Here is a 4,377-nt window from a genome sequence, read left to right as displayed (position 1 = left end):
CAAAAACGAGCGAAGCGGCGGGCGTGTGCCTCCGGTCGGGCTACGCCCTCCTTCCGACACACGCCCGCCGCAACGTCTCATCCTGATTGACGCGGAATCTCATCCAGTTTGTCGCGCAGCACCGAGCGATCTCCAAAAGCGGGCAATAGGGTTCGTACACTTGGCCTCATGGAACATTCCTATCGAAAATAACCCCCGCCGGCGCGCGCTTTCCCTGCACCACATCAAGTTCGCGTGTTGTCAGAAAGTCCAACGCCTGTCGGCCCGTGACTTCTGCCACTGCTGCGAGAACATGCGCCCAGGTCGATCGGTTGGCGAACAGCATTCCGTTGGTATCAAGTGTTCCGCCGCGCCCGCAAAACCCGAGGAACCGAGACGTCGTCGATCCGGTATCAAGGCGGCGGATAAGACCGCAGAGCGGTTCTGGCCGGGTATGAGAAACGAAGACCCGCGCCCTACTCGCCTCTGGAAACAGGTTTCCGACAATTTCCTCCGAGGCGGCTATCGTTGCTTCCTGCGCGTCACGAGGGGTTCGGAACCGTCCCGGTTCGACAAGCAAAATGACGCGATGCAGCACACTCTTTTCCGTAAGGCGATCCGACGCTTTTAGAACTTCGACCAGTTGATAGGCGCCAATGGCGACAAGTATGATCTCCGGCGGATCTTCTCCGTCTTCGCGCAGGCAAATGGCACCGTCGGATAGCGCCCTGTCTGCCTGCTCTGACGACAGCGCCAGCGGAACGTCGCGTTTGGGAACCACCATCGTCCAGACCGCTCCATGTGAACGAACGGCATCTCGCAGACAAGCGATTGCACTGTTCCAGTCCACGGGAAACACGACACGAGAGAGATCGGACATCTCCCCCCACATGGTTTCGACGGCGGTCGTATCCTGATGCGACAGCTCGTTTTTGCCATTCTCCCATGTGTGGGAAGTCAGGACAAACGGCAGACCAAGCCAATACGGCTGACGTCCTACCGCGATCAGTTGTCTTGTGAAGATCAGATCCTGACGCAAGGCACCGAGCATCTTGGTTGCAAAAGCTTCGTAGGTGACCGCCAAGTTGAGACCGCCCTTGTTCCCCAGCACCGAACAGACGACCGCCTCTTCGTTGAGTGCTGTAATGACGCCGCCAGTCTGGGACTCGGGCATCCCCGGTTCGGGAGCAGTTACACGATGCTTCAGCAGATCAAGAGTTGCATTCATCCGGTTGCTGCGCATTTCATCGGGGTTGCCGACACGCGGGCGCAGGTCCGGATTGGCCAGAATGAGAGCCGCGAAATATTCATCGAGGCCTTCCATCGGCGAGACTTGCGCGGACCCGTCAGAGGCGTGCCATGGCGGTTCAGGTAAACTGGGGGTCACCGAGGGGCGCGAGATCAAGGAATGGGCGCGCTCTTTCGGACGCTTGGGCTTATCGTGATTGTTGAGTGCAAGCACAGCCGCCGACAAATGCTCCGGCGGGACCCACAGGTTCGCCACACCCTCGTTGAACTGACAGCGCGCCGCCTCGTCCGTTCGGGGGTTGCCCGTAAGTGGCAGGTTGTGCGCGCGGTTCGTGCCTGCACCCGGAAAGCCGAACCCCTTGACCGTTTCTGCAATACCATATTGCAGACGGACCGAAGCGGCCCCATCGGTCTCCTGCGCTGTCACCGCAGCTTCCAGATGCTCCTCTATCTCGAAGATCGCCCAGGCAAACGCCGCCGGGTCGCGGCCGTCGAGATCGACCGGGTCGAAACCATTCAGCCGCAGATGCCGACGAAACCAGTCGATGCCTCCGGATTGCGCCATCGTCGTGCGCTGGTCAATCCGGCGCCCGTTCGCGATCATGATCGGAGCGACCAGTCCGGTGTCCTCGGCGCGCCACCAGCGAGGGGCCCAGTCGCTTCCGCGCTGCTCCTCGAAAGCACCGTCACTCAGAAATGCAACCAGTCGTTCCCCAGGGCGCGGCATGTGTTCGTAGAGCAACCCGGCAAAGCCGAGATAGCCGCCCTCGATGAGACCGCCAGCGGTATGTGCGTTCACATGACTACCAAGCGGCGAAACGGGCCGACCGTCGGCCGCTATTTCGTAGGAATAGAAATCCCGGACAAAACGGGTCAGCCCCGGATCGGAAAAGCTGTATCGTTCCGTCTGCTCGGATGACATGTTGTCGACGATGAGGTTGACTGCATCGATAGCGGCGACGCAATGCCCCTGCCCCATCAGCCACGAGCGCGTCACGCCGCCAAGTGCATTCGCCAGCAGATAGCCGACATAGGCCGGAACCATGTTCAGCGATCCGCCGGTATGGCCGTCGGGGCTGGTCTTGAAATCCCCAGCCTCAAGCGGCGTGCCGTTGATCCGCACGGTGCGCGCATAGGTCATGTGCACGACCAGCCACATCGCGGCCTGTGCGATCCGGTCCGCTGCACCAAGGAGGCGATAGGCTTCGATCTTGTCCTTGATCTGTCCGCGCCGATGCAAAACATCGACCATGTCGTGAACGAGAACCTGTGTCCTTTCGTCACGCGCAAGCACGTCCGAGCTAGTTGCCCAATCGGCAAAAGCCGGTTCATTCGCTCGGTAGAGGGCGGCCCGATCCGCGATCTGGGGGCGCTCGGGACTAGGCGGGGCGGGGATTTTCGTTTCCTTGCGGGTCATCCTCATATTCTCCAGTTTCCGGAGTAGCGTTCCGGTTTGCGCTCAGGACGAAAGCCGACAGATCCTTTCCTACGATCCGGTCTTGTCGGAACTTGCGTGATCAAGGTTCCTTCAAGGCCGAAAGGGTCGTTTCGCTCAGGATGTCGACAATTCCGATCACGTTCGTTGAATGGGGTATGGTGTCGGTGGATATGATCCCTGCCGCACCTGCCGACATGATGGTGTCCTGCGCGCCATCGGCAAAGACCGCGTGGATGACAAGGCAGACAGGCGCGGCGGTTCCAGCCGCAAGCAACCTTTCGACGGCGCGTGCCATCGTGACGCCGGAAGATGCGATGTCGTCGAGGATCACTGGCGTGCCTTCGCGCAGCGCCGCGCTTTCCGGCACACTGACATCGACACTGCGGTCACCGGATCTCACCTTGCGCAAGACCTCATAGGGCCGTCCGGCCAGCCGGGCCACCTCGGCGACCCATTGCTGGCTTTCGCTGTCAGGGCCCAGAAGAACGGCGTCTGGCAGGTTCGTGCTGATCCAGGTCGCAAGCAGCGGGGCGGATACGGCGCGAATGGCAGGCATCGGGAAGACATCCTGCAGCCGGGCGATGCGGTGCAGATGCGGATCGACACTCACCAGCCAATCGAAACTCTCCCCCAGGAACTGCGCGAACAGCGGCGCGCTGACCGCCTGCCTGGCTTCGAACCGGCGGTCCTGACGCATGTAGCCGAGATAGGGCGCGATCAATCCGACGCGGCGCGCGCCCATCTCACGGGCCGTGGCCGCCGCAAAACGCAATGGTAGCGCAAGGCGGTCGGGATCTCGCAACGTGGCCAGCAGCGCCACGTCTGCGCCCTCCAGATCGCCGGGCAGCGAAATCAGGCTTTCGCCATCGGGGAAGTGGTGCCAGTCGAGAGTGAGCAGGTCCGCCCCAAGCGCGGGTGCCAGGTCTTCGGCAAGCGGCATCATCTCGGGAAACGCGACAAGGATCATGACGCCTCCCCGGACAGCGTCAGCACCCCGGTCTGGGACTCCGCATAGGCCAAGGCATAGGCCAGTTCGCCTGGTGTCTCGGCATGAAGTTCATAAAGCGGCTGGCCCCTGTCCATACGATCACCGATCCGCGCCAGCAGGCGAATGCCGGCGCTCTTCTGACGCGGGGCACCGGCCAGCTTGGCGATGCGTGCAATCCGGCGGTTGTCCACGGCCGTCAATTCGCCCGCATGCGGGGCAAGTATCTCGATGCGTTGCGAGGCGGTGCCGGGTTCGCGGAAACCGCCCTGTGCCGCACAGATTGCTATGAACTTCGCTTCCGCCGCGCCACTGTCGAGAAGCGCCTGCGCGCGGTCCCGTCCCTGCCCCACAACGGCGTCCGGCGCTAGGTCCAGAAGATGCCCGGCCAGATCCAGCGCCCGTGCGCGCAGATCGACAGGCGCGTCCGGCGCGCGCCGCAAAACCGCCAGCACGTCCATGGCTTCCAATGCCGGGCCGATGCCGCGTCCCACAGGAGCCATGCCGTCGCTGATGTGCAGCGCCAGGTTCAGACCCAACGCCTTGCCGACCGAAGACAGCCGGGTGCCGAGAGCTTCCGCCGCTCCGGCAGACCGCACCTTGGCAGTTGGTCCGACCGGCATGTCGATCAGAACATGGGTGGCACCGGCGGCCGCCTTTTTCGACAGTACGCTCGCTACGAGTTGACCGGTGGAGTCGAAATCGAGCGGGCGTTCGACACGGATGA

General features: G+C 62.3%; 2 protein-coding genes and 1 pseudogene. All 3 read right to left on the bottom strand.

Annotation, left to right across the window (positions count from 1 at the left end; all coding sequences use genetic code 11):
* Positions 1–166 precede the first annotated feature (166 nt).
* The gene (locus tag SM763_RS23910; protein WP_369000058.1) at positions 167–2,644 is read right to left on the bottom strand and encodes a phosphoketolase family protein; all 2,478 of its coding nucleotides are present in this window, start codon (positions 2,642–2,644) and stop codon (positions 167–169) included.
* A 100-nt stretch (positions 2,645–2,744) separates the two neighbouring features.
* A complete protein-coding gene (locus SM763_RS23905) occupies positions 2,745–3,632 on the bottom strand; it encodes a ribose-phosphate diphosphokinase (protein WP_369000056.1) in 888 nt (295 codons plus the stop codon).
* Positions 3,629–4,377 (bottom strand): annotated as a pseudogene (locus SM763_RS23900) (thymidine phosphorylase); the annotation flags it as partial. The gene SM763_RS23905 and the pseudogene SM763_RS23900, both read right to left, overlap by 4 nt.

The sequence above is a fragment of the Pseudophaeobacter sp. C1-32P7 genome (assembly GCF_041008775.1).
GTDB lineage: Bacteria > Pseudomonadota > Alphaproteobacteria > Rhodobacterales > Rhodobacteraceae > Phycobacter > Phycobacter gallaeciensis_A.
This window is presented reverse-complemented; position numbering and strand designations above follow the sequence as displayed.